This is a genomic window from Variovorax sp. 20P10.2.4 (genome assembly GCF_058244205.1).
The window spans coordinates 1-1,172 of record NZ_JBZAYE010001162.1; the positions used below are offsets into that span (position 1 = coordinate 1).

General features: G+C 70.0%; 1 protein-coding gene. It reads left to right on the forward strand.

What is annotated here, in order from left to right; genetic code table 11:
* Positions 1-1,172: ATP-binding protein (locus AC27VN_RS41975; protein ID WP_490880586.1), on the forward strand; the 1,172-nt coding region annotated here is incomplete at both ends.

Genomic DNA, 1,172 nt, shown 5'->3' on the forward strand with positions numbered 1-1,172 from the left:
CAGGCCCCGCGCGCGGGCGTGGCCAGCCTGGACAACGCGACCGGCCACAAGAACATGCAGCAGCTGATCCAGCTGCGCTGGTTCGCCGTGGTGGGGCAGGTGGTGACGATCCTGGTGGTGCACTACGGCTACCGCATCCACCTGCCGCTCAACCAGATGCTGCAGGCGCTGACCTGCCTGGCGCTGTTCAACCTCGCGAGCCTGCTGCGCTGGCGCACCCACCGGCGCGTGACCAACGGCGAGCTGATGCTCGCGCTGCTGGTCGACGTGGCGATCCTGACCTCGCTGCTTTACCTGAGCGGCGGCGCCAGCAACCCCTTCGTCTTCCTCTACCTGCTGCAGGTGATCCTGGGCGCGGTGCTGCTCAAGCCCTGGTCGACCTGGACCGTGGTGGGCGTCACCACCCTGTGCTTCGCGGGACTGGCGCTGTTCTCGCGCCCGCTCTCGCTGCCGCCCGACCACGACCGCGGCCTGTGGAGCCCCTACATCCAGGGCACGCTGGTGTGCTTCGCGCTCAACGCGGCGCTGCTGGTGGTGTTCATCACGCGCATCAGCGGCAACCTGCGCGAGCGCGACGCCAAGCTCGCGGGCCTGCGCCAGCGCGCCGCCGAGGAGGAGCACATCGTGCGCATGGGCCTGCTCGCCTCGGGCGCGGCGCACGAGCTCGGCACGCCGCTGGCCACGCTGGCGGTGATCCTCGGCGACTGGCGCCGGCTGCCGCACTTCAGCTCCGACCCCGAGCTGCTGCAGGAAGTCAGCGAGATGGAGATCCAGATCCAGCGCTGCAAGTCGATCGTCAGCGGCATCCTGCTGTCGGCCGGCGAGGCCCGTGGCGAGTCGTCCGAGGAGACCACGGTCAGCACCTTCCTCGACGACCTGGTCGAGGAGTGGCGCACCACGCGGCCGGTCGGCACCTTCGTCTACGACAACCGCTTCGGCCGCGACCTGCCGATGGTCTCCGACTCGGCGCTCAAGCAGATGATCTGCAACGTGCTCGACAATGCGCTCGAAGCCTCGCCGCACTGGGTGCGGCTAGAGGTGGCGCACGAGGGCGACGACCTGCAGTTGGTCGTGACCGATGCCGGCCCGGGCTTCGCGCCCGCGATGCTGGCGCAGTTCGGCAAGCCCTACCAGTCGAGCAAGGGCCGCCCCGGCGGCGGCCTGGGCCTGTT